Annotated in this window: 20 protein-coding genes; 5 read left to right on the plus strand and 15 right to left on the minus strand. The window is 63.8% G+C overall.

Going from position 1 to position 23,093, the window contains the following annotated elements; genetic code table 11:
• The first annotated feature begins 14 nt into the window (after positions 1-14).
• Entirely contained in the window at positions 15-1,091 is a 1,077-nt protein-coding gene (locus EN859_RS25305) for a D-alanine--D-alanine ligase family protein (protein WP_127855326.1), read from the plus strand.
• 57 nt (positions 1,092-1,148) lie between these two features.
• Here EN859_RS25305 and EN859_RS25310 read toward each other — a convergent pair whose 3' ends face one another.
• From EN859_RS25310 to EN859_RS25330, 5 genes are all read right to left on the minus strand, one after another.
• Positions 1,149-1,934, minus strand: coding sequence for an SDR family oxidoreductase (locus EN859_RS25310; protein WP_127855325.1), 786 nt, complete (start codon positions 1,932-1,934; stop codon positions 1,149-1,151).
• 12 nt (positions 1,935-1,946) lie between these two features.
• The gene (locus tag EN859_RS25315; RefSeq protein ID WP_127855324.1) at positions 1,947-2,711 is read right to left on the minus strand and encodes an SDR family oxidoreductase; all 765 of its coding nucleotides are present in this window, start codon (positions 2,709-2,711) and stop codon (positions 1,947-1,949) included.
• Between the two features lie 126 nt (positions 2,712-2,837).
• Positions 2,838-4,346 carry a sugar ABC transporter ATP-binding protein gene (locus tag EN859_RS25320; protein ID WP_127855323.1) on the minus strand — a complete coding sequence of 503 codons (1,509 nt, stop codon included), beginning with the start codon at positions 4,344-4,346 and terminating at the stop codon, positions 2,838-2,840.
• Between the two features lie 49 nt (positions 4,347-4,395).
• A complete protein-coding gene (locus EN859_RS25325) occupies positions 4,396-5,334 on the minus strand; it encodes a sugar ABC transporter substrate-binding protein (protein WP_127855322.1) in 939 nt (312 codons plus the stop codon).
• 129 nt (positions 5,335-5,463) lie between these two features.
• On the minus strand, positions 5,464-6,474 hold the full coding sequence (locus EN859_RS25330; protein ID WP_127855321.1) for an ABC transporter permease: 1,011 nt from the start codon (positions 6,472-6,474) through the stop codon (positions 5,464-5,466).
• Positions 6,475-6,895: 421 nt separating this feature from the next.
• On the opposite strand from EN859_RS25330, the gene EN859_RS25335 reads away from it, so the two are divergent.
• On the plus strand, positions 6,896-7,858 hold the full coding sequence (locus tag EN859_RS25335; RefSeq protein WP_127855320.1) for a sugar-binding transcriptional regulator: 963 nt from the start codon (positions 6,896-6,898) through the stop codon (positions 7,856-7,858).
• 8 nt (positions 7,859-7,866) lie between these two features.
• On the opposite strand, the gene EN859_RS25340 is transcribed toward EN859_RS25335, so the two are convergent.
• The 4 genes from EN859_RS25340 to EN859_RS25355 form a co-directional block, all read right to left on the minus strand.
• A complete protein-coding gene (locus EN859_RS25340) occupies positions 7,867-9,357 on the minus strand; it encodes an FGGY family carbohydrate kinase (RefSeq protein WP_127855319.1) in 1,491 nt (496 codons plus the stop codon).
• Between the two features lie 20 nt (positions 9,358-9,377).
• Positions 9,378-10,700 carry a homoserine dehydrogenase gene (locus tag EN859_RS25345; protein WP_127855318.1) on the minus strand — a complete coding sequence of 441 codons (1,323 nt, stop codon included), beginning with the start codon at positions 10,698-10,700 and terminating at the stop codon, positions 9,378-9,380.
• A gap of 225 nt (positions 10,701-10,925) precedes the next feature.
• A complete protein-coding gene (locus EN859_RS25350; RefSeq protein ID WP_127855317.1) occupies positions 10,926-12,032 on the minus strand; it encodes a mandelate racemase/muconate lactonizing enzyme family protein in 1,107 nt (368 codons plus the stop codon).
• Positions 12,033-12,094: 62 nt separating this feature from the next.
• Positions 12,095-12,832 (minus strand): GntR family transcriptional regulator, encoded by a 738-nt coding sequence (locus EN859_RS25355; RefSeq protein ID WP_127855316.1) that lies wholly within the window; start codon positions 12,830-12,832, stop codon positions 12,095-12,097.
• Between the two features lie 286 nt (positions 12,833-13,118).
• On the opposite strand from EN859_RS25355, the gene EN859_RS25365 reads away from it, so the two are divergent.
• A complete protein-coding gene (locus EN859_RS25365; protein WP_127855315.1) occupies positions 13,119-13,745 on the plus strand; it encodes a TetR/AcrR family transcriptional regulator in 627 nt (208 codons plus the stop codon).
• Positions 13,742-14,215 carry a cupin domain-containing protein gene (locus tag EN859_RS25370; RefSeq protein ID WP_245525702.1) on the plus strand — a complete coding sequence of 158 codons (474 nt, stop codon included), beginning with the start codon at positions 13,742-13,744 and terminating at the stop codon, positions 14,213-14,215. Before EN859_RS25365 ends, EN859_RS25370 begins: the two co-directional genes overlap by 4 nt.
• 213 nt (positions 14,216-14,428) lie before the next feature.
• On the opposite strand, the gene EN859_RS25375 is transcribed toward EN859_RS25370, so the two are convergent.
• The 3 genes from EN859_RS25375 to EN859_RS25385 are packed head-to-tail and all read right to left on the minus strand — an operon-like array spanning position 14,429 to position 19,030.
• Positions 14,429-15,583 carry an efflux RND transporter periplasmic adaptor subunit gene (locus EN859_RS25375; protein WP_127855314.1) on the minus strand — a complete coding sequence of 385 codons (1,155 nt, stop codon included), beginning with the start codon at positions 15,581-15,583 and terminating at the stop codon, positions 14,429-14,431.
• 16 nt (positions 15,584-15,599) lie between these two features.
• On the minus strand, positions 15,600-18,776 hold the full coding sequence (locus tag EN859_RS25380) for a multidrug efflux RND transporter permease subunit (RefSeq protein ID WP_127855313.1): 3,177 nt from the start codon (positions 18,774-18,776) through the stop codon (positions 15,600-15,602).
• Entirely contained in the window at positions 18,770-19,030 is a 261-nt protein-coding gene (locus EN859_RS25385) for a hypothetical protein (protein WP_127855312.1), read from the minus strand. The genes EN859_RS25380 and EN859_RS25385 overlap by 7 nt, the downstream gene beginning before the upstream one ends.
• Before the next feature lie 256 nt (positions 19,031-19,286).
• Here EN859_RS25385 and EN859_RS25390 point away from each other — a divergent pair, with 256 nt between their 5' ends.
• Positions 19,287-19,868 (plus strand): TetR/AcrR family transcriptional regulator, encoded by a 582-nt coding sequence (locus EN859_RS25390; RefSeq protein ID WP_127855311.1) that lies wholly within the window; start codon positions 19,287-19,289, stop codon positions 19,866-19,868.
• 274 nt (positions 19,869-20,142) lie between these two features.
• Here the strand turns inward: EN859_RS25390 and EN859_RS25400 are convergent, their stop codons facing one another.
• The 3 genes from EN859_RS25400 to EN859_RS25410 form a co-directional block, all read right to left on the minus strand.
• Positions 20,143-21,165: a LacI family DNA-binding transcriptional regulator gene (locus EN859_RS25400; RefSeq protein WP_127855310.1), complete on the minus strand. Its 1,023-nt coding sequence runs from the start codon at positions 21,163-21,165 to the stop codon at positions 20,143-20,145.
• A gap of 116 nt (positions 21,166-21,281) precedes the next feature.
• Positions 21,282-22,082, minus strand: a complete 801-nt coding sequence (locus EN859_RS25405) for an ATP-binding cassette domain-containing protein (RefSeq protein ID WP_127855309.1) — start codon at positions 22,080-22,082, stop codon at positions 21,282-21,284.
• A 3-nt stretch (positions 22,083-22,085) separates the two neighbouring features.
• The gene (locus EN859_RS25410) at positions 22,086-23,075 is read right to left on the minus strand and encodes an ABC transporter permease (RefSeq protein ID WP_127855308.1); all 990 of its coding nucleotides are present in this window, start codon (positions 23,073-23,075) and stop codon (positions 22,086-22,088) included.
• Between the last annotated feature and the right edge of the window lie 18 nt (positions 23,076-23,093).

Raw genomic sequence — 23,093 nt, forward strand, 5'->3', positions numbered from 1 at the left:
TTTCCGAGGCTTGCATGACCTCTTCCTCGAACAGACTGCGTATTGCCGTGCTCTTCGGCGGACGTTCCGCCGAGCATGACGTTTCGGTGCTTTCGGCAACCAATGTCATGCGGGCGCTGGAGCCTGCGAAATACGAAGCCATCCCAGTCTTCGTGACGCGCGAAGGACAATGGCTGCTGAGCAGCTTCCAGGATGGTACGCTCGCGAAACCTGCGGCCGGCACGGAAGTTTGCCTCCTTCCGGGCGGGCGCGGACGGACGATGGCGATCCCGGCCGACGGCACACCCTATGATCTGCCGAAGATCGACATCCTGTTTCCCGTCCTGCACGGCCTCCACGGCGAAGACGGCTCGGTGCAGGGGATGGCGGAGGTGGCTCGGGTTCCGCTCGCCGGCTGTGGCATCCTGGGTTCGGCAGCCGCGCTGGACAAGGATATCGCCAAACGGCTCCTGAAGGCGGCGGGTCTACCGATCGCGCGCTCAGTGACGATCCATGAAGGTGCAGCACCTTCCCTCGCCACACTTGAAGGCGAACTCGGCCTGCCTCTCTTCATCAAACCGGCGCGACAGGGATCGTCTGTCGGCGTCAGAAAGGTCAATGCCAGCCAGGAATTCGACGGAGCGCTTGCTGAAGCCTTCCGCCACGATTGCAAGCTGTTGGCCGAGGAATTCGTTTGTGGGCGCGAGATCGAATACAGCGTGCTGGAGGACCCGGCAGGCAACCTTTTCGTCTCGCGGCCAGGCGAGATCGTGCCGGCGGAAAGCCACGGCTTTTACAGCTATGATGCCAAATACATCGACGAGAATGGCGCAGTGCTAAAAGTGCCGGCCGAGCTGCCGCCGGAGGTTGAGACGGGCATGCGGGACATGGCCGCAAGGGCTTTCAGAGCCGTCGGCTGTGACGGGATGGCGCGCGTCGACTTTTTCCTGACATCGGACATGCAATTTTTGGTCAATGAAATCAACACCATTCCCGGCTTCACCGACATCAGCATGTATTCCAAGGCAATGGCGGCAAGCGGCGTGAGTTATGCCGAGATCATCGACCGGCTCTTACAACATGGACTGGCACGAGCCGGCCGAGCAGCCTGAATACAACGAAGAACGTTTCAGATCCCCGTGGATTGGTGCGTTGGTCTGCGCTGTACCTCACGACATGATCAGGCCGCCATCGACATTGATGGTCTGGCCGGTGATGTAGGCGGCGTCGTTGCTGGCCAGAAAGCTGACCAGGCCGGAAACGTCCTCGCCGCTGCCGGCGCGGCCCATCGGGATGTTCTTCACCCATTCGGCCATCAGTTCGCCTGGCTTGTAGTCGCCCATCAGTTTGCCCCAGGCCGCGTCATTATAGGCCCACATGTCGGTGTCGATGATGCCGGGGCAGATCGCGTTGACGGTGATCTTCTCCTTCGCCACTTCCTTGGCGAGGCTTTGGGTGATGCCGACGACGCCGAATTTCGACGCTGCATAATGCGGCGTGTAGATGAAACCTTGCCGCGCCTGGCCGGACGCGGTGTTGATCAGCCTGCCGCCGTCGCCATGCTTGCGGATGCGCGCGATCGCCTCCTGGCAGCACAGGAACACGCCCTTGGTGTTCACCGCCAGCACCTTGTCCCATTCGGCCTCGGTCATCGCCTCGATCCTGGCGATGGTGATGACGCCGGCGTTCTGTACCGAGATGTCGACGCGGCCAAACTGCTGCTCGGCCAGGTCATAGAGGGCGGCGACCTCGTCCTTCTTTGTCACGTCCATGCGCATCGACGCGACCTGTGCGCCCTCTGCCTTCAGGCCAGCGGCTATCTCTTCGACGCGCGCGTCGATGGCGCTGACGACGACCGCGGCGCCTTCCGCTGCGAAGCGCTTGGCCATCGCCGCACCGATGCCACCGCTGGCGCCGGTGATGACCGCCGTCTTTCCCTGGAAACGCTTCTGCACTTTTCTTCTCTCCTACCAGCAGACGAAGCCGCCATCGACGATCAGGTCGATGCCGGTGACGAAACTCGAGGCGCGGCTGGCCAGGAACACGGTCGGCCCGACCATCTCTTCCGGTGTCGCCATGCGCCCCATAGGCGTGTCGCGCTCGAAGATCCTGACCTGTTCGGCGACCTCGGGCCGCTTGTTCATCGGCGTCAGCGTGTAGCCGGGGCTGACGACGTTGACGCGCAGGCCGCGATCGGCCCATTCCATGGCGAGGCTCTTCGACATGTGGATGACCGCCGCCTTCGAGGAATTGTAGTGTGCCTGGGTCAGGCCGCGATTGACGATTGAGCCCGACATCGAGGCGATGTTGATGATCGAGCCCTTGCGTCGCGCCAGCATTCTGCGTGCTTCGGCCTGGCAGGACAGGAACACGCCACTGACATTGACCTCGTAAAGCTTCTGCCACTTCTCCAGCGACAGCGTCTCGGCCGCTTCGGCCCCGGCAACGCCGGCATTGTTGACGGCGACGGTCAGCGCGCCGAGCTCAGTTTCAGTGCGCTCGATCGCCGCCGCCAGATCGCTTTCGGAGGTCACCGTGCCGGTCAGCACCAGCGCCTTGCGGCCAAGCGCTGCAATCTTGTGTGCCGTCTCCTCCAGCCCGCCCTTCGAGGCATGGCCGAAGCAGGCGATGTCGGCGCCGGCCCCGGCCAGGCCGATGGCGATCGCTTGCCCGATGCCGCTGCCGGCGCCGGTAACAAATGCAACGTCCCCGTGAAGGTCGAATAGTTTCATCGTCGGTCCCTCTGCTCCAACCGCCGGCCTCCTGAAATGAAGGGCGCCAACATCGCTGGCGCCCCGCGCGGTCCGGTGTCTGGGAGGATACCACCTGCTGCGCTTTGTTCCGATCCTTTGCCGTTATTAGCTTGTAGCGAGTTCCATCACGGCGACATTGCTGGCCTCGCTGCGGTCGAGGATCCCGCGCTGGCGGCCGCGGCTCAGCACCAGCACGCGATGCGACAGGCCGAGCACCTCCTCAAGGTCGGAGCTCACCACCACCACCGCCATTCCGGAACGAGCAAGATCTGCGACGACATCGTAGATCGCGGCGCGGGCGCCGACATCGATGCCGCGCGTCGGCTCGTCCAGGATGAACACCTTGGGCGGGCGCGAAACCCATTTGGCGATGACGACCTTCTGCTGGTTGCCGCCGGAAAGCTTGCTGACCGCCTGGCCCGGCCGGCCTTTCACGCCAAGCCGGCCGATGCCGGCTTGGGCGAATCTCTGCACCGCCTTGGGAAACACCCAGCCATTCGGCGCCACAAGGTCGAAATTGCCGATCGCCAGATTCTCGCCGATGGTCTGGTCGAGCACCACGCCTTGCGCCTTGCGGTCCTCCGGCACCAGCACCACGCCGGCCTTGATCGCCGCCGCCGGGCCGCTGAGATGCACCGGTCTGCCGGCGACACGCACCGAGCCGGATGAGATCGGGTCGGCGCCGGCGATCGCCCGCACCAGCTCCGTGCGGCCGGCGCCGATCAGCCCGGCAATGCCAAGGATTTCGCCGGCCCGCACCGAAAAGCTGACGTTGTTGAAGCTGCGTTCCGGCGAGGACAGGTTCTCGACCTCGAGCAGCGTCTGGTCGCCCGGCGCCGACAGCGTCGGGAACATCCGCTCGACGCTGCGGCCGACCATCTGCTCGACCACGGTGCGCACCGGAATGTCGGCGCGCTCGTGCCGGGCGACGATGCGCCCGTCGCGCATTACCACCACGCGGTCGGCGATCTGGGCGATCTCGTCCAGCCGGTGGCTGATATAGATGAAGCACATGCCTTCCGCCTTGAGCTTGCGGATCTGCCGGAACAACAGTTCCGTTTCCTCGCCGCCAAGCGCCGCCGTCGGCTCGTCGAAGATCAGAAGCTCGGCATTGAGCGTCAGCGCCTTGGCGATCTCGACCTGCTGCTGGGCGGCGACGCGCAGCGTGCGCACCTTGCGCTCCGGCGAGACATCGAGGCCGAGGCGCTTCAACTGCGCCGATGCCTGCGCATTCATTGCCGCACGGTCGATGCGGCCGCCGCGCATCGGCAGGCGCCCGACATAGACGTTCTCGGCAACCGACAGGTCCGGCAGCAGCTTCAATTCCTGGTGGATCATGCCGACGCCGGCGTCGATGGCCGCGGCGGGGGAGGCGGGGGAATAGGATTTCCCCCGCCAGGTGATGGTGCCGGCATCGGCTTTGACCGATCCGGCGATGATGTTCGAAACGGTGGACTTGCCGGCGCCGTTTTCTCCAAGCAGCGCCACGACCTCTCCCGGCCGCACGTCAAAGCTCGCATCGGCCAGGACCTGCACCGGTCCATAGCTCTTGCAGAGGCCGTCGACGAAGAGCCCCATATGCGGGCTCTCGGTATGGCGAGGATCAAGTGACATCGTTCCGCTCGTCAATAGTCAGGGATGCCTGGTCTTAGGGATGCCTGGTCTAGGGATGCTTGGCGATGAACTGCTCGACATTGTCCTTGGTGGTCAGCGTCGCGTCCTGCAGCTGTTCGGCGGGGAGGGATTCGCCGGCCACCAGCTTGAGCGCCGCATCGACTGCAAGCCGGCCCATGCCTTGCGTCTGCTGCGTCGCGGTCACGTCGAAGACGCCGTCCTTCAACGCCTTGAGCGCCGCCACGTCACCGTCAAAGCCGGCAACCCACACCTTGTGGCCGGGGCTTGCGACCTTGACCGCCTGGGCCGCACCGAGCGCAAGCGCATCGGCCTGGCCGATGACGATCGAGACGTCGGGGTGCGACTGCAAGAGGTCCTGCGTCAGCTTGAAGCCTTCGTCCTGGTGCCAGCCCTCGCTCCACAGCTCGCCGACCACCTTGATGTCGGGATAGGCGGTCAGAGCTTCGCCGCAGCCCTTCGAGCGGTCGACCTCGGGCGTCGTGCCCTTCTGGCCGTGGATGATGATCAGCTCACCCTTGCCGCCGGCCTGCTTGGCGATGTAGTCGCAGACCGCCTTGGCCGACGCCACGCTGTTGGTGGCGATGAAGGTGTCGCCCGGTGCGCCATCGGCGTTGCGGTCGACATTGATGACCGGGATGCCGGCGGCCTTGGCCGTCTTGGTCGGCACGGTGGCGGCGGTTGCGCCGGCCGGAATGTAGATCAGCGCATCGATGTTTTGCGTGATCAGGTCCTGCACCTGGCTGACCTGGGTCGCCGAATCGCCCTTGGCGTCGACGGTGACGACTTCGATGCCCTTGTCCTTGCCGTAGGCTTCGACCGACTGTTTGATCTGGTTGAAGAAGTCGGCCTGCAGATTGGCGACGGCAAGGCCGAGCTTCTTGGCATCCTTGGCCGAGGCCATGTCGGATAGTGCAAGCAGCGGCATGACGGCTGCGGCAGCGAGCAGCAATGAACGTTTGGTCAGCATGTGTTTCCTCCGTTGATATTCAATCTGTCCTGCCGGCGCCTCGCGGCGCCTCGGCCGAACGTTCCCAGTTTCGGATCACCGATCCGTTTTCGCCCGCACATCCGGGCGAATCTCATTGCGCCCCAGTTTTCATTGAGCTCGGCGCCGCCAGGTGTCGGTGGCCACCGCCAGCGCGATGACCACGCCGATCACCACCTGCTGGATAAAGGGCGACACGCCGAGCAGGTTCAGCCCGTTGCGCAGCACGCCGATGATGAGGACGCCGACTGTGGTGCCGCCGATCGAGCCGACGCCGCCCGACAGGCTGGCGCCGCCGATCACCACCGCCGCGATCGTGTCCAACTCGTAGCCGAGGCCGGAGCTCGGCTGGACGGAATCGAGCCGCGCCGCGAGCACGATGCCGGCGAGCCCGGCCAGCAGGCCGCAGGTCGCGTAGACCCAGTTGGTCAGCGGCTTGACCGGTATGCCAGAGAGCCGGGCGACCTCGGCGCTGCCGCCGATCGCGTACAGGCTGCGGCCTGTCGCGCGGTAGTTCAGGAAAATCGCGAAGACGATGGCCAGCACGATCATCAGCCCGACGGTGACCGACAGGAAGCCGAAATGGCGGATGATCGACAGGTTGGTGAACCAGTCGGGGAAGCCGATGATCTGCGAGCCGTCGGTGATCATGTTGGCAAGGCCGCGCGCCACCGACATCATGGCCAGCGTGGCGATGAAGGGCGGCAGCTTGGTGACCGTCACCAGCAGGCCCGAGACCAGCCCGCAAAGGCCGGCGACGGCGAGCGCTGAGGCAATGCCCACCGGGAGGCCGAGATTGAGATAGTCGGGATGGGCAACAAAGCCCATCACCATGGCGGCGAGCGCCAGTACGGAACCGACGGACAGGTCGATGCCGCCGATCAGGATGACCAGCGTCATGCCGATCGCCATGATCCCGAGCACCGTGACCTGGTCGAGCACGTTGAGGATGTTGCGGAAGGTCAGGAACGTGTCGGTGGTCAGCGTCAGCGCGACGCACAGCAGCACCAGCCCGATCAGCGGTCCCATGGTTCCGGCGAAGACGGCCGAAAGCTTCGCGCCCGTCGCTGCCTGCGCACCGGCCCCGGCTTTCAGCCTGCTTGCATCGTTGCTCACAGTCACTTTGTCTCCTCCACCAGCAATCCGGCGATGCGTCGCCAGCTCACCCTTGTTCACCAGGCCCCTCCCTGTGAACAATTTATCTTTTATATGCAATTTTGTTCAGCTAAACTGTTCCTCGGAAAATTGTCAAGGCCTGCTGCCTCATTCGACCCTGGTTTGCGCTGCCGGGCTGTTTGCCTTAGGGGAAGGGCACGAAGTGTCGCGTTTCGGGCCTGGGTCTCGTCCTTGGGCTGCATGAGAGGGCAAGGCGGCCAAAACGAAGTAAATGTTGATCATTTTGGGTTTCATCTCGCCTTGCGGACGATATCTTGCCGGTGCCGCGGGCTTGACCTCAGGCGCGCCGACGGTTGCAAGCCACTCGGTCGGATACGCGATCTGAATGGCAGCGAGTAGTTTTGGACAGCCGCGGGAGGGCAAAAAGATGGCGGTGATGGAGAACGAGAAGGCCGCGCGCTTCCCGGATGCCGAGCTCAAGGCCCGCGCTGCGTGGCACTATTATGTCGAGGGCCTGACGCAGGAGCGGATTTCCGAGATCCTCGGCGTCGGCCGCATCAAGGTGCATCGCATCCTCTCCGCCGCCCGCGAGGAGGGTGTCGTCCAGTTCCGCATCCGCGACAGCGTCGTCGAATGCGTGGTGCTGGAGGAGGCCCTCAAGCAGCGCTTCGGGCTCAGCCAGGCCGTCGTGGTGCCCTCGGCCGCCGACAGGAGCAACGCGCCGCTCATGATCGGCCACGCCGCCGCCACCTATCTGGCCGACAATGTCAATGCCGGCGATGTCATTGCGCTGGGCTGGGGGCGGACGCTGAAATTCGCCATCAATGAACTGCCGCGGCGACCGATCGCCAGGACGACGGTGGTCTCCATGCTTGGCGGCCTCACCCACGCGCAGCCGCTCAACCCGACCGAAAGCGCCTGGGATTTCGCCGAAAAGATCGGCGCCGAGTGTTTTCTGCTGCCGGTGCCGGTCTATGCCGACAGGCCGGAGCAGCGCGACGCCTTCATGAGCCAGCGCAGCGTCCAGGATGTCGTCTTCCGCGCGCGCCGGGCAAACATCGCCGTGCTCAGCGTCGGCTCGTTTTCCAACGACAGCCCGATCGCCAATTACGGCTTCATCAAGCCCAGCGAGCTCGAGGAATTGCAGGCGGCCGGCGCCGTTGGCGATATCCTGTGCCATTTCATCGACGCCGAGGGCCGTCCGGTCGACCACGAGGTCAATCGCCGCGTCTGCGCCTATCCGCTGCAGGATCTGTCGGATATCCCGAACATCGTCCTGGTTTCGGGAGGGCAGGAAAAGATCGCGGTCATGCGGGCGGCGCTCGCCAGTACCAGGGTGTCGGTCCTGGTCACCGACGAGGATGCGGCCAAGGGCCTGCTCAACCGCTGATCTTCCACCTAACCAAGCGCATCCAGCCGGGCGTGAATATCACGTGTCGCCTGATAGAGGTCGCGGTAGATCGCCTTGCGCACGCGATATCTTGAGACCAGCCCATCGACCGGGTCGACACGCTTGGCCGGCTCTGCGGTCATCGCCTCGGCGGCTGCCTCGGGCGAGGCAAACCAGCCGACGGCGGAGGCCGCCAGCATGGCGGCGCCAAGTGCTGCGGCTTCGTTGACCGGCGAGACGGAGAGCGGCCGCTCGAGCACACTTGCCATGATCTGCATCAGCAGCGCCGAATTGGTGCCGCCGCCGGCAGCAATCATCGCTGCCGGCTTGCCGCCGTTCTGATCTTCCATCGCCTCGCTGGCGATCGCCTGCTCGAAGGCGATGCCTTCCAGAACCGCGCGGAAGAGATGCTCCGGTCGGTGGTCGAGCGACAGGCCGACAACGGCGCCGCGCGCCGCGCCGTCCCAATAAGGGCTCATGACGCCCGCCCAATAGGGCATGACAAGCAGGCCCTCGCTGCCGGCGGCAACGTCCACCGCCGCCTTCTCCAGCGCCGCAGCCGACGGCGAGCCGGTGGTGCGAACGATCCAGTCCACCAGTTGCATGCCGGAGCGCAGCACGGTCTCCAGCATGTATCCCGCGCCGGTCGGCGATACGAGTGTTCGAAATGCGTCCGAGGTTTTCGCCTTGCCGGAGTAGCAGCCGCTGACGACGCCCGAGCCGAGCGAAAGATAGCTCTTGCCTTCGCCGCAGACGCCCATGCCGAGCCCCATCGCCTGGCCGTCGCCGGCGCCGGCGACGACAGGCGTGCCGGCCTTCAGGCCGGTCAGCCGGGCCACGCTTTCTGCGAGGCCGCCGCAGACCGTGCCCGGCGCGACCAGGTCCGGCAACTGGTCCGGCCGCAGCCCCGCGGCCTTGACAAGCTGCGGGTGCCATGTGCCGTTCCCGACGTCGAGAAGCCCGAGCGGATCGGCACTTGCCGTGCTGGTGACAAGCCGCCCGGTCAGCCGCTGAACGAAGAAGCCATGCACGTCGACCAGCGCCGCTGCCTTGCCAAGCGCCTGCGGCTGGTGTTCGGCGAGCCAGCGAACAGCATAGAGCGCCGGCGTCGGGTCGGGCGGCTTGCCGCTCCAGTCGCGGATAGTCTCGCGGCCGAGTTCGGCCGAAAGCCTGATAACCTGCGGGCGGGCGCGCTCGTCGAGCCAAAGGATCGCCGGAATGAGCGGCTTGCCGGCGCTGTCGATCAGCGTGAAGGTCTCACGCTGGTGGGCAATGGCAATCGCCGCCACCCGCCCGGTGTCGACCTTGTCGGCGACCTGCTTCAGCGCGCCAAGCAGTGCCGTCCACCAATGTTCGGCGTCCTGCTCGAAATGGCCGGGCCTGGGATTGGAAAGCGGATAGGCTTCACGCGCCTGGAACAGCTCCTCGCCGCCACGAGTGAAGGCAATCGCCTTCACGGCCGTCGTCGAGGCGTCGATCCCGATTACGACATCGTCCATCAGGCGGAGTTCCGGCGGGTTCAGGCAGCGTTTGTAACGAACCGTCCGTCCGACTGATCGAGACGACGGCGAATCTGGGTTATCACCATCGAATCGTCGGGTACACAATTTTCATAGGTGAGGAAATCGCCCGATTTGACCGGCTTGACCACCTTGGCGCGCTCGGCGAGGCCGAGCGGTAGCGCGCCACGCGCGCGCGCGTCCTCCCAGGTCATGGCGAAGCCGCGGTAATCGTTCTCGCCGATCATGCCGAGCGACTGGCCGAGGCCAAGGTCGCTCTTGGCCACCGCCACCGCCTCGGCCACCGGATGGTCGAGCGGCTCCATGTCGGCGCGCTTGTAGACCACGGCGCGCGCTGCCGACAGCGGCACTTCCAAGCTGGTCAGGTGATAGGGACGGAAGATGGTGAAATACGGGCCTTTGCCGACCTTGAGGTCGATCATGCGCTCCAGCACCCGCGGGTGCCTGGTCTCGATGATGCAGAAGACGCCGGGCGCCACGCCCTTGCCGATCGAATAGTCGACCACGCCCTTGCGGTGTAGCACGCCGCCATCCTCGCGTGGGCAGAGCACGCTGGCCAGGTCCTCCAGCGTCGCGGTCGGGCCATGCATGCCCGGCACATCGGGCACCAGGCCGGTAGCGTTGGCGATCGCCACCATCTCGATCGCCGTCTTCGATCCATCGACGAACTCGACCAGCATGCGCGCATTCATGTTGCGCTCGCTCGCCTCCTTCTCGTAGTCGGCGGGCATGGCATCGATCTTCAGCGGATTGTTCTTGCCCTTGCCGGCGGCGATGATGTTGAAGCCGAGGCTCCTGGCAAAGCCGATGATCTCCAGCGTGCAGGCGGGCTCGTCGCCGGCAGCACCGGTATAGACGACGCCGGCCTTGCGCGCCTCCTCCTTGAGGAAGCGGCCGATCGTGATGTCGGCCTCGACATTGAGCATGACGATGTGCTTGCCGTTCTTCATCACTTCCAGTGCGAACAGCGTGCCGATGTTGGGATTGCCGGTGGCGTCGATGATGACGTCGATGCGGCCGGCCGCCGCCAGCGCATGGAGGTCTTCGGTCACCGCGATCTTGCCGGCTTCGATGGCGCGGTCGATCGCCGCTGCATTGCCGGCCTGCACGATGTCGGAGCGGTCGTGGCCGGCGAGCAGCGCCGCGTCGATCGCTGCTTGCGGCCTGACCTCGGAAATGGCACCGATCCGCATGCCCGGCATCAGCGCCACCTGGACGACGATGTCGGTGCCCATCTGCCCGGCGCCGGCAAGCCCGATGGTGATCGGTCCCTGATTTTCAGCGCGTTGCAAAAGTTCCGCTGCGAATTGCGGATGGGCCATGTCGCTTCCTCCAATTCCTGACGCGCCGCCGCGTCAAAGCCATCATTTTGAACATTCCTATTTTGAAATGAAAAATATTTCAACCGGCAATTCCGCAGCCTCCTGTCCAAATTGCCGGGATTCGAAAGGTGCGGTCGCCGGACGCACAGCGTGGCTGCGCATCCGGCCAGCAGACGGTGAAGAGGCATCAGCCCGGCGGAACAGCGCGCCGGCAGGACGAAAATCTCAGTCGCCGATCTCGAAGAACGGTGCGCCAAGCAGGTCGGGAACGACGTCGATGCCGAGGCCAGGCCCGTCCGGAATGCCCATGCGGCTGCCCGTAACCGGCGGCATGTTCGATGCGGTGCGTACCGTCACCCATTCGTGGAAGGCGATGGCGTGCAGCCTGCGCTCCTCCGGCGTCGACAGCGACAGATGCGCCATGGCTGATGTGTCGATCTCGGCGCCGCCAGTGTCCTCGACGGTGATCATGAAGCCGAGGTCGACGGCGAGGTCGCGGATCTGGCGCGTCTTAGTCACGCCGCCGAGCCGCGAGATCTTCAGCGTCAGGCCGTCTGCCGCGCCCTTGCGGTGGATGTCGAGCATATCGTCCAGCGATGCGACGGATTCGTCGAGCACCATCGGCTTGTCGAGCGAACGGCGCACCGACACGCATTCGTCGATCGTCGTGCAGGGCTGCTCGAACGTGTAGTCGATGGCGCGTGTCGCATCCGCGAATTGGCGCGCCTGATAGGGCGTCCAGCCGGCATTGGCGTCGCAGAAGATGACGGTGCCCTTCGGCACCGAAGCTGCGACCGCGGTGACGCGTTCGATGTCGTCATGAACGTTGCCGCCGACCTTGACCTGCAGCCGCTGAAACCCGCCCTTAACGATGCGCTTGGCCAGCGCCGCCATGGCGTCGACCGTGCCGTGGGTGACGACCTTGTAGAGTTCGGCGGTTTCGCCCTCGCGCCCGCCAAGCAGAGTGACCAGCGGCACATCGGCAGCGCGCGCTGCGAGATCCGAGCACGCCATATCGAGCGCCGACTTGATATAGGGATGACCCTTGAACACCGTATCCATCAGCCGGCCGATGCTTGCCAGCCCGCGCGGCTCCTGGCCGAGCAAATGCGGCGCGATTTCCACGACGCCGGCGCGAACGCCGGCCGCGAAGGCGGGAGAATAGAAATTGCCGAGCGGCGCCATCTCTCCCCAGCCGGTGAGCCCGCTGTCGGAGGTGATGGCGACGATCACCGCATCGAAGGCGTCGGCCACGCGCCCCTTCGACATGCGGTAGGGCCCGTCCACGAAGGGCTGCACGACATGGTAGGCCTTAATGGTTTTGATCTGCACGTTCTCTGTCCGTTGTGTGTGATGTCGGGGAAGGGGCCGCCAACTGGCATCGGCTGCTAGTCTCAGCCGTCGTCCGGCCGGTTGCGCGCCGCCACGGCACGATTGGCCCCTGCGCCCTTGGAGGTGCGTTGTTCGAGGCCCTGCGCATAGGCGAGCAGTTGTTCGAAGTCGCCGTCGATATGCTCGCTGGCGTGGCGCTGCGCGGCGCGCATGTCGGCACCCTTCAGCAGCCGCACATAGGTCTCGTGGAGGTCTTCGGCAGGCACCGGCTCTTTGCGCGCCCGCTGGTGAAGGGCAAAATACATCTGCAGCCGGCTGGTCAGGCGCTGCCAGGTTTCCAGCAGCACCGAATTGCCGGCCCATTCATGGATCAGGCCGTGCAGTTGCAACGCGGTTTCGATCTGGCGGGTGGTGTTAAGGTCGCGCGTCGCCTGCTTCACCGCTTCGTGGCGCCGGTCGAGTTCGTCGAAGAAGCGCTGGTCGCGAAGCGGCCAGGTCCGCTCGATCGCGAATTCGTCCAGCACCTTGTTGAGCGAATAGGCGTCATCGATGTCCTTGGCAGTAACGTCGATGACGAAGGTTCCGGCGTAGGGGATGCTGGTCAGGATACCCTCCTGCACCAGCTCGCGCATCGCCTCGCGCAGCGGCGCGCGGCTCACCCGCATCTGCTCTGCGATCCTGAGTTCGTTGAGTTTCTGCCCCGGCTCCAATTGGCCGGTGAGGATCGCCCGCTTGAGCAGCGCCACGATCTCGGCCCTGCGTGTCGTGTCCGCGATCGGACTGAAATCCAGCTTTGCCATTCGGCCGCTCCAGAAGGGGATCCGAGAGAGCAAGACAAGCAAATTGTCGACAATCTAACAAGGCCTATTTCTGGAGGGTCATGGCCCGCGCAGATCTGGAGGCGAGGGCGATTAATCGCGGTTTGCCGGTCTCATCCAGCTTGGGCACCCTATTGCGCCTTCTTGCCTCCGGCAAAGGCCGAGCGCGCCGAAGTCACCGGCCACGTCGAACTCCTCGGCAAGACGGCGGACGAGTGTGTTGTAATGTCCATTGACGGCTCTGAAGCTTTGTGTCACTCATAGTGACATGAATTCACAAGAGATGACGCAAAAGTACGAGAGCCCGCTGCGGGCAGAGCAGGCGCAGGCCACGCGCGAGCGCATCCTGGCCGCCGTCCGAACGATGCTGGAGCGAAATCCGTACAGCCTCCTTGGCTTCGATGAACTTGCCGTGGTCTCGGGCGTGAATCGGAGGACGATTTTCCGCCACTTTCCGACGAAGGAAGCGCTTTTGGAAGCCTTTTGGGCCAGCATCAATGCCTCGCTGGGAGTGCGGTTCTGGCCTGAGCGGGAACAGGATCTGACCGATCTTCCTCCCGACCTTTTCGCCGCGCTCGATGCAATCGAAGGCGTAATCAGGGCCTCGCATGCGAGCGCTACCGGACGCGAAATGCGCCTGCAAGCCAACGCTGAGCGGCAACGGGCGTTTCGGAGTAGCCTTACACAAGTCGCAACGGGGATGGACCAGAAGGCGACGCGCCAGCTTGAGGCCGTGGTCCAGCTCCTGTTCAGCGCCACTGCTTGGCAGACGATGAAAGACTACTGGGGTCTGACCGGCCGTGAGGCCGGGGAGGCAGCTGCCTGGGCAATTCGCGCCTTGCTCAATGCGGCAAAATCGCAACAGGGCGCTGTTCAAAAGGAAAAAGGCAAATGACTTGGCACAAGACCAAAGCGATGGTTCATCCAGCTGTTTCAGCTCGAGGCTTCTGGGTGATGGGCGACCAGGTGACCGTGCGGGCGAAGCTCGTTGGGACGGCACTCAATGTGATCGACGTCACGGTCCCTCCTGGAAGCGGCACGCCGCCCCACACGCATTCTTCCGCGGAAATTTTCCGCATTCTTGAAGGCACTCTGACGATATGGACAATGATCGATGGTGTCGCGCGCGAATATGAGGCGGAACCCGGTGATGTCGTTACCATTCCGGGTGACGCGCCCCATGGCTATCGCAATGCTGGTTCCGTATCCGCTACATTTATGGCGATCGTTGACGACGACATGATCGCCTTCTTCGAGGAGGCTGCATCCAAGGATGCGCCGTCCGGCCCGCCGACGGCAGAGATGGTTAGCCGCGTGATCGAGCTTACCGGGCGCCATGGGATCCAAATCTTGCAGGCGGCTTGACTGGGAAACCGCCGCGCCAAAGTCAGGATTTGACCTGAAGAACGGTACGCTAACCCACCGAAATGCAGCCGCCCATCCCAAGTCACATTCGAGATGTACGGCTGCCACCGATGAAGAAGCGATGGCCGCGCAAGTCGCCATTGGTCCGATGACCCTGCGCGCCGTACTCTGCGGCGCGCTTGTTGTTGCTATGGCGCTCTACGCGCTGACTAGTCAGCTCTCCGGCTTCTGCGGCAGCGGCGACACCGGCGCGCCGGGGCCGATCTTCTGCAGATTGCCTGTGATCACCTGGTCGCCCTCGGACACGCCCTTCAGGATGGTCACCAGATCGCCATTGGTCGGGCCGAGCGAAACGATACGCTGGTCGACCGTGTTGTCCTTGCCGACGACATAGAGGTATTTGCCGAGCTGGCTCGAGCCCAGCGCCGTCTGCGGCACCATCAGCGCATCGGGCTGCTGCTTGATGTGCAGCCTGACACGAACATATTGGCCGGGAAGCAGCGTGAACTTGCCGTTGCCGATCGTCGCCCGTGCCGTGATGGTGCCAGTCGAGTGATCGATCGTGTTGTCGATGAAGGTCAGCTCGCCCTTCTGGCGCGGTTCCGTCTCGCCGGGAAGCAGCACATCGACGGCGATCGGCCCTGCTGCCTTGGCCTCCTCGATCTCGGCCAGGTCGGTTTCGCTCGGATTGAAGTTGACATAGATCGGATCGAGCTGCACCAACGTGTTGAGCGTCGTGCCGCCGACGTTGACCAGCGTGCCGACAGAGGCCTGGTTGCGTCCGAGGCGGCCTGCGAACGGGGCGCGGATTTCGGCATAGCTGAGATTGAGCTCGGCCGTCCGCACGGCGGCCTTGTTCACGGCGAGCGAAGCTTCGGCCTCGCGAAGCGTGCTGGTGCGCTGGTCGAACACATCCTTGGCGATATAGCCGCTCTTGGCGAGTTCGGTACCGCGGCCAAGATTGGAACGCGCATAGTCGAGCGTTGCCTCGTCGCGCTGCACCTGGGCTTTCGCCTGGTCGAGCGCAGCCTGGAAATCCTGGGGGGAGATCTTGTAGAGAAGATCGCCTTTCTGGACATCGGCGCCGTCGGTCGCGCTCTGCTCCTGCAGGTAACCTGGCACGCGCGCCTGCAGCGTGATGCTGCGGATCGGCTCCACCCGGGCGGCGTATTCGAGATAGATCGGGATCGTCTTCTTGACGACGCCCACAACCGGCACCGGCATGACGAACGCCGCCGGCTTGGGCGTCGCCGCCCCGGCTGTGCCGGCATTGAGGCCGAGATTGCCCATATCGAGGAAGTGGACGCTCGCCACCGATATCGCCCCCAAGGCGATAGCCACTCCCAATGCGACTTTCCATTTACGCATGATCAATTCTCCAGTCCTATTCAGCCGCTTCGGCCAATGGCGCGAAAACGGGTTCGGCAGTTGGTTCGGTCGGTTCGGAAACAGGTTCATCCTCGATGCGGCGCTCGCGGAACTTCTCGATCACCGCATAGAAGACAGGCACAAACACCAGCGACAGGACGGTCGCCGCAACCATGCCGCCAAAGACGGTGGTGCCGATCGATTGGCGGCTCGCAGCACCTGCACCTGTGGCGTACATCAGCGGCAGCACGCCGAGGATGAAGGCGAAGGCGGTCATCAGGATCGGCCGCAGCCGCAGACGTGCCGCCTCCATCGCCGCGTCGACGATGCTGAGGCCTTCCTCGCGCCGGCGCCGGGCAAATTCGACGATCAGGATGGCGTTCTTCGCCGCCAGTCCGATCAGCATGACAAAGCCGATCTGCGAATAGACGTCGATCTGCATGCCGCGCAGGAACAGCACGACAAATGCGCCGAACAAAGCGAGCGGCACAGCCAGCAGCACCATGAACGGCATCGCCCAGCTCTCATATTGCGCCGCCAGGATCAGGAAGACGAAAACCATGGCGAGCCCGAAAACGATGGACGCGATCGATCCGGCCTTGAGCTCCTGATAGGTGATGCCGGTCCATTCAAAACCGAAATCCCTCGGCAAGGCCGCGTTGGCGGCACGCTCCATCGCTGCCACCGCCTGGCCTGAGGAAAATCCTGGCGCCGCACCGCCATTGATCTTCGCCGACGCATTGTTGTTGTAATGCGGGACGGTTTCGGGGCCGACGATCGGCACCAGCCTGCCCAGCGTGCTCAACGGCACCATGCCGCCGGAGGCATTGCGCACGTAAAGCCGCGAAATGTCGGCCGCTCCGGCGCGCGCATCCTTGTCCGCCTGGATCGTCACCCGGAAGGTGCGACCGAACAGGTTGAAGTCGTTCACATAGAGCGAGCCGAGATAGATCTGCAGCGTGTTGAACACATCCGGCAGGTTGAGGCCGAGCAGCTTCGCCTTGTTGCGGTCGAGATCGTAGTTGAACTGCGGCGTCGAGGTCGAGAACGACGAGAACAATTGCTGCGGGTTGAGTTCGGGCTGCTTGCGCGCCTCGGCGATCACCGCTTGCGTCGCATCGTTGAGCGCCGCGGCGCCGCGGCCGGTCAAATCCTCGACCTGGAATTCGAAGCCGCCCGTCGTGCCGATGCCCGGAATTGAAGGCGGATCGAAGCTGAGCGCGACAGCATCCGGAATTTGCAGCAGCTTCGAGCGCACGTCGGCGACGAGCTTCGAGGCGCTTTGATCGGGCCCGCGTTCATCCCACGGCTTCAGGATGGCGAATTCAACCGCCGAGTTCGACTGGGCGGCACTGGTGAGGAAGTTCAAGCCGCTGATCGAGCCGACGATATCGACGCCGGGCGTACTCTGCAGGATGTCGCGCGCCTTCCGCGCCACCGCGTCGGTGCGTTCCAGCGACGCGCCATCGGGCAACTGGATGACGACGAAGAAATAGCCCTGGTCCTCGACCGGAAGGAAGGTCGAGGGCAGCCGCTGCCAGACGAAATAGGTGGCGACCAGCCCGGCCGCGAACAGCCCGAGCATGATCCAGCGCAAGCGGATGAGGATGCGCACGCCATGGGCATAGGCGTGCGACAGCCGTTCGAAGCCCGTATTGAACCAACGGAACAAAAAGAACTGCGTTTCCGGGCGGTGGCGCAGGAAGGCAGCGCTGAGCGCTGGGCTGAGCGTCAGCGAGTTGAAGGCCGAGATGCCGACCGAGATCGCCACCGTCAGAGCAAATTGGTTGTAGAGCCGCCCGGAAACGCCGGGGATGAAGGCAACCGGTACGAACACGGCCATCAGCACGGCGGTAGTGGCGATGATCGGGCCCGTCACCTCGGCCATGGCGGCGCGGGTGGCGGCCAGCGGACGAAGGCCGGCCTCCAACTGACGCTCGACATTCTCGACCACGACGATCGCGTCGTCGACGACGAGGCCGATCGCCAGCACCATGCCAAGCAGGCTGAGCATGTTCAAGGAGAAGCCGAGCATGTACATGACGACAAGCGTCGCCACCAGCGACACCGGAATGGCAATGGTCGGAATGATCGTGGTGCGCCAGCTTTGCAGGAAGATGAACACGACGGCGACGACCAGGACCAGTGCCTCGCCGAGCGTGATCAGCACATCATGCATCGAGGCCGAGACGAAGCGCGTCGTATCGTAATGCATGGCGTAGCTGACGCCCTTTGGGAAGCGGGCAGACAGTTCCTGCATCTTGTCCTTGACGCGTTGCTGCAGATCGAGCGCGTTGGAACCCGGCATCTGGTAGACCGCAAGCACCACCGTCGGATCCTTGCCGAAGAAGGCCGAAGACGAATATTGCAGCGCGCCTAGTTCGATGCGGGCAACGTCGCGCAGCCGCACCAGCGAACCGCTGGCGGAGTTGGCGCGCACGACGATGTCGCCGAACTCCTTGGGATCGCTTAGCCTGCCGACCGCATTGACCTGCATCTCGAAGGCGGTGCCGGCGGGAGCCGGCGACTGGCCGATCTTGCCGGCCGCCACCTGGACGTTCTGTTCGGCGATCGCGTTCTGGACATCGACCGCGGTAATGCCGAGATTGGCGAGCTTGTCGGGGTCGAGCCACACGCGCATCGAATAGCGGCGCTCGCCGAAGATCTGCACGTCGCCGACGCCGGGCAGGCGCTTCAACGGATCGACCACCTGAAGATAGGCGAGATTGCTGAGCGCGACCGGATCGACGGAGCCGTCCGGCGAGGTGAGGTTGACGATCAGGACGAAGTTCGGGTTCTGTTTCTTGATCGTCACGCCGCCCTGGTTGACGATCGCCGGCAGCGACGACGCCGCCTGCGACACCCGGTTCTGGACGTCGACGGCGGCAGTGCTCAGGGGATAGCCGACCTCGAAGGTGACGGTGATCGTCGATGAGCCGTCATTGGAGCTCGATGACGACATGTAGGTCATGCCCTGGACGCCGTTGATCTGCTGTTCGAGCGGCGTCGTCACGGTGTCGGCGACCACCTGCGCGCTGGCGCCGGGATAATTGGCGCTGACCACGACCTGAGGCGGCGTGATGTCGGGGAACTGCGAGACGGGCAGCAGGAAATAACAAATCGTCCCGGCGAGCACCATGATGATGGCGATCGCCGATGCGAAGATCGGACGGTGGATGAAAAAGTTCACCATGAAACGCACGCCTCGCTGAATGCCTTTGCGTTACCAAATCCCTTGGCAGCTCTGGAGAGCCGCTGCCTACGCGCCGAACCGGAGTCCTCCAGGAAATGCGACGACTGCGCCTTGCGCCGCTCGCCCTGCGCAGCCACGAGGGAACGCAGCATCGCTTCGAATGCGCGCGGGTCGACACGGTCCGCCTTCATCAGCATCCGGATCATCGGATCCTGCACGGCTTCATCGATCGTCAGATCATTGCGCTGCGACATCGTAGCGGCTCCTTGCTGGCGATTCGCATCGGATGATCGCGAACCGCTTTGTCGTTCTCACCGGCCGAAGCCGCATGATTTTCAGTTTTTTGTCCCCATTCCGCCCCGGCGGGTCGAACGGCGATCCTGTCATTGACGCCGGGCAATAGAGGTGTTACCAGTAAGTAACATTCATAACGTTACAGACCGGTAACACCCCAGTCAAGAGGTGTGCCGAGGGAAATTTTCAGGAAACAGGAAACGCAAGGAGGTTTTGATGGAAGACGGCACTGTGGAACGTGTTCGCCCCCGGGATCGCATCCTGGAGACGGCACGGGACATGTTTCACAAGCATGGCATTCGGGGCGTCGGCATTGACGCGATCACCGAGGCGGCCGGCACCAACAAGATGACCCTCTACCGTCACTTCGAGTCCAAGGACGACCTGATCATCGAGTGCCTGCGAGCGACCGCATGCAGCGCCAATGCGATGTGGGAAAAGTTCGAGACCGAGCACCCGGGCGACAAGCTGGCGCAATTGCATGCCTGGGTTCGGATGGCGGCAGATTGCCTGATGTCCGACAGTCGTGGTTGCGACATGGCGAATGCCGCCATCGAGCTGAGCGAAAGCGATCATCCGGCAAGGCGCGTGATCAAGGAACTCAAGCAGGCCCAGCGCGATCGTCTGGTGGCCCTGTGCCGGGATGCCGGCGTCGGGCAGGCCGAGCTTCTCGCCGACACATTGTCGCTGTTGCTCGAGGGTGCCCGCGTCAGCCTGCAAAGCGTCGGCGCCGAGGGCCCCAGCGCGCAGTTCGTGCGCATGGCGGAAGGCCTGATCGCATCGTTCAAGGCGCGATAGCAAAAACAGCCTGCTCGCACACGCTCCGCAGATCCATGAGCCGGAAATAAAAAAAGCCCGCTGCCGGGAGGAGGTGGCAGCGGGCTCGATTTCGAATACGGCGCGGGAGGAGGTGCACCGCACTCAGCGTCGGCATCGCATCTGGGAGGAGTAGATGGCCGACACACAATATATATGGGCTGCTTAATGATTCGGCAACCATAAAAGTTGCATAGCTGGTGTGCAGATTTGCGGCTCGCCTCAAAATTTGCGATGTCGGTCCGGAAGCGCGGGTTCACTGCACCGGAACGTTTTCCTTGAAGATCAGGCGCGGCTCGATGAATTTCTTCGTCAAATAGGGCGCCGACGACGCGATCGAGCCAAGCAGGCGAATGACCGATTGCTCGGCGATCAGCCGCGCATTCTGGTCGATGACGACATCGGCGAGGTCGTCGACGAGGTAGCCGCGCGTTTCCTTTGTCAAATCATGGCAGATGAACACCGGCTTCTTTTGCGGCTTGGCTTCGAGCAGCGCTTTCGCCACGCCGGAGCGTCCAGCTCCCACGCAATAGATGCCGAGCAGCTCCGGCTCGTTGTGCAGCGCCTTCATCGTCGCGATGTAGCTGACTTCCGGCTCGTCGTTGATCTCGACGGCGCTGGTGACGGTGAGGTTGGGGAACTCCTCGCTGAGAACGGAGCGAAAGCCCATTTCGCGTTCCTCGTGCCCGCGATAGGAGCGCGAACCGACCACCATAGCCAGATGGCCGGTGCGGCCGCCGAGGAAGCGTCCCATCAACAGTGCCGCGGTGCGGCCGGCTACGCGGTTGTCGATGCCGACATAGGCCGAGCGCGGTGCGGCCGGAACGTCCGACACCAGCGTGACGAGCCGCAGGCCGGCCTCGACGACCTCGCGCAGGATATTGCGCGTTCTCGGGTGATCTACGGCGATGACGCCGACGCCGTTTGCCTTCAGCGAGAGATTTTCGACGGCCGCCTGCAATGCGTTCGGCGAGATGCCGGCAAGGTTGTGAATCCGGCACGAGGCGACAAGCGGCAGGCGCGCCGCATAATCCTCGATGTGCCTGGCCAGGTCCATCATGAAGTCGTTGCTGCCGATCGGCAGGAAGAATTCGAGATGCGCCGGCCTCGATGGCAGCGCGACCTGGTCCAGGACCGGCAGATAGCCGAGCTGCTTGGCAGCCTCCATGACGCGCTGCCGGTTGGCGGCGCTGGCGCCGGGTCGGTTGTTCAACACCCGGTCGACGGTCGCGGTCGACAGCCCGCAGCTCTTGGCGATGTCCGCAACGGTAGCCTTCATTGTCACAGTCATAGGAGCTGATGCGATCCTGTGCCAGAACTTGCCGCAGTCGATGATTGTCGCCCATCAGATGAGCGCCCGTCGGGTCGGCTCGACAATCAACCAACTGGGGCCGGCTAACCGCTACCCTGCGATTTCGAGCCCTCCACCAGGGCGTCGTGGATCTCCTTGTCGGACATGCCGGTGATGACCCGTTCGACCTCGGCGACGCTGGTCTTCTTGGGGTCGATGTCGTCGGCGACCACCTTGCCGCGGCGCATGACGACGATGCGGTCGACCACCTGGAAGACGTGATGGATGTTATGGGCGATGAAGATGCAGGAATGCCCGGAATCGCGGGCGCTGCGCACGAAGCTCAGCACGCCTTGCGTCTCGGCGACACCGAGATTGTTGGTCGGCTCGTCGAGGATGATCAGGTCGCTGTCGAAGTGCATGGCGCGCGCGATCGCCACGGCCTGCCGCTCGCCGCCGGAGAGCGAGCCGATCGGCGTCGTCGGCGGGATGTTCTTCGAGATGCCGACCTGCTTGAGCAGGTCGCGGGCAACCACGTTCATCGCTTCTTGGTCCATCCGGTTCAGGAAGCGCGGCGGCTTGATCGGCTCGCGCCCGAGGAACAGGTTGCGCGCGATCGACAGTTGCGTGACCAGCGCCGAGTCCTGGTAGATCGTTTCGATGCCATGGGCGATGGCATCGCTGGTGCTGCGCAGCTGGACCTTCTTGCCGCGGATGAAGATATCGCCGCTGGTCAGCGGCACCGCGCCCGACAGCACTTTGATCAGCGTCGACTTGCCGGCGCCGTTGTCGCCGAGCAGCCCGACGATCTCCCTTTCGTTGACGTGGAAATTGGCGTCCACCAACGCCTGCACGCGCCCGTACGACTTGCGGATGTTTTCCATGCGGACAAGCGGTTCAGCCATGGTTCAAGTTCCTGCCTGATGCCGGCGTTCCAGCCATGAATGAAGCGCCATCATGCCGAGGATGATCGCGCCGATGAAGATGTTGTAGGCAAGACCAGGCACGCCGATCAGAACGATGCCGTTGCGCATCACGCGCAGGATCAGGATGCCGAGCACGGTGCCGACGATGGTGCCGCGCCCGCCGGTCAGCGCCGTGCCGCCGATCACCACCATGGCGATGACTTCGAGCTCGTAGCCGGTGCCGCTGTTGGGATTGGCCGCCAAGGTGCGCAGCGAGCTGATCACCCCGGCCAGCGAGGCCATGATCGACGACAGGATGAACAGGCCGATCTTGACGCCGCTGACGTTGACGCCGCGCGCCCTTGCCGCGTTGGGGTTGCCACCAGCTGCCTGGATCCAGTTGCCGGTACGGCTCTGCGTCAGCACGTAGCCGAGCGCGATTGCCGCGGCGATGAACCAGAACAGCGACATATAGATGCGGAACGGGCCGATGAAGAAATCGCCGACCAACGCCTCGGCCAGCCAGCTGCCTTCGGCGCTCCAGGTCCGCTGCGGGAAGCCGCTGGTGACGAACAAAGCGGTGCCGCGCACCACCAGCAGCATGCCGAGCGTCACCAGGAAGGACGGGATCTTGAGCTGGGTGACGAACCAGCCATTGACCAGCCCGATGAAGGCGGCGACCAGCAGTGCGATGACGAAGCCTGCCTCCAGCGAGGTGACGCCGCCGTTGAACAGGGTCCACATCAAGACCGGCGAGAAACCGAACAGCGAGCCGACCGAAAGGTCGAATTCGCCCGATGTCATCAACAGCGTCATCGCCAGCGCGATCAGGCCGAGCTCGACCGTGAAGGCCAGTATGTTGGAGATGTTCTGCGGCGACAGGAAATCGGGATTGATGCCCCAGAAGACGGCAAGCTCAATGACGAGCAGCACGAACGGCCCGAACTCCGGTCTCGCGATCAGGCGTTGGATGATGGGGGGACGATTTTCCACATTGAACCCGCGGCATGA

This window comes from Mesorhizobium sp. M00.F.Ca.ET.216.01.1.1, from assembly GCF_004010325.2.
Taxonomy (GTDB): Bacteria; Pseudomonadota; Alphaproteobacteria; order Rhizobiales; family Rhizobiaceae; genus Mesorhizobium.